The sequence below is a fragment of the Flavobacteriales bacterium genome (assembly GCA_013214975.1).
Lineage (GTDB): Bacteria > Bacteroidota > Bacteroidia > DT-38 > DT-38 > DT-38.
The window spans coordinates 1-1,626 of sequence record JABSPR010000386.1 but is presented as its reverse complement, the minus strand read 5'-3'; the positions used below and the strand labels follow the sequence as shown (position 1 = coordinate 1,626).

The following is a 1,626-nucleotide window of genomic DNA, read 5'->3' as shown; positions in this document are numbered from 1 at the left end:
TGGGAGTACAACGAAGAAACAAAGACATATACATTTCATTTACGTCAAGGCGTAATGTTCCACGATAATGCGTGCTTTCCTAATGGGAAAGGACGAGAAATGACTGCAAAGGATTTTAAATATTCTTTTGACAGACTTTGTACTGCGGATCCATTAAATCAAGGTTTTTCATTTACGTTTAATAATCGAGTTGTTGGAGCAACGGAATATTATCGATCTACACTAGATAAAGCTCCGTTGGAAGGAGGAGTATCAGGGGTAAGAGTTATAGACGATTATACGTTAGAGATTGAGCTTAAATATGAGTTTGGTGATTTCTTGAATATCCTTACAATGTCATATTGCTGGACTTGGCCAAAAGAAGCTTACGACATGTATGGCGGAGATGGAATGAGAGAGAATTGTGTAGGAACTGGAGCTTTCAAGATGAAATCTGTAAAGGATGGTGAATCTGTAATTTTAATTAGAAATGATAATTACTGGGATGTAGATGAATTTGGAAATCAATTACCATATTTAGATGCAATTCAAGTTTCATTTATACCAGAAAAAAGAACAGAATTACTTGAGTTTAAAAAAGGAAATTTGGATTTGGTGTTTGATTTACCGGTTGAGTATGTTAGTCAAATATTAGATCGTTTCTCAGATGCAAAGGATAATGAGGTAGGAGTTAATCTTCAGATAAACCCAGCACTTACTGTTGAATTTTATTCTTTTCAGCATATGCACCCAGTTACAGTCTTTAAGGATAAAAGAGTTAGACAAGCATTTAATTATGCCATTGACAGGGACAAATTAGTTAACTATGTCTTGCAAGGTGAAGGTATTCCTGCTAATGCTGGAATTGTTCCACCATCGTTCAAACAATATGACCATAAGTCATTAGAAGGTTATGAATTTGATCCAGAGAAAGCGATAAGCTTACTTGAAGCAGCTGGATATGGAAAGGGTGGTAAGAAGTTCCCGAATATCACATTAGATATTAATAGTGGTGGACAAGAACATATTAGAGTTTCTGAAGTAGTTCAAGGTATGCTTAAAGAAAATTTAGGTGTAAATGTTGCGCTAAATGTATTGCCAAGAGCACAACAAATTGAAAAGTATAATTCTGGTAGCTCATTGTTCTTTAGAGATCACTGGGAGGCGGATTACCCAAGTCCAGAGAATTTTTTAATTTTACTTTATGGTAATGGTGTTCCAGAAACATTAGATGAAGTATCTTATACAAATAGGTGTAGATACGTGAATCCAGAATTTGATTCACTTTATAACATGGCGTTACATGAGTTAGATGATAAAAAGAGATTTGAATATTATTTACGAGCAGATCAAATTGCAATAGAAGATGCAGCTATACTTCCTATATACTATGGCGAGAATTATAGACTACTTCAACAAAAGGTGACTAATTTTCCTGCCAACTCGATGGAAGAAAGAGACTTTAATAGAGTTTATTTCGATCCTAATATTGCGAGTAAATAATATCAACAATTTTCATCAGAGTATATATGCTGTACCAAAGCTTTTTTAGCGATTGGTAAAAAGGTTTCGATTGCTGGCATTGGCATGGCGCTTTTGGCTAAATAGATAGCGGGGTTCGGAAGTTTCAATTTGAATTTTATTAAT

1 protein-coding gene is annotated in these 1,626 nt (G+C 34.6%); it reads left to right on the top strand.

Features of this window, described 5'->3' with window-relative positions:
* Window positions 1–1,482: ABC transporter substrate-binding protein (locus HRT72_12195; GenBank protein NQY68464.1), on the top strand; the 1,482-nt coding region annotated here is incomplete at its 5' end.
* Window positions 1,483–1,626 lie beyond the last annotated feature (144 nt).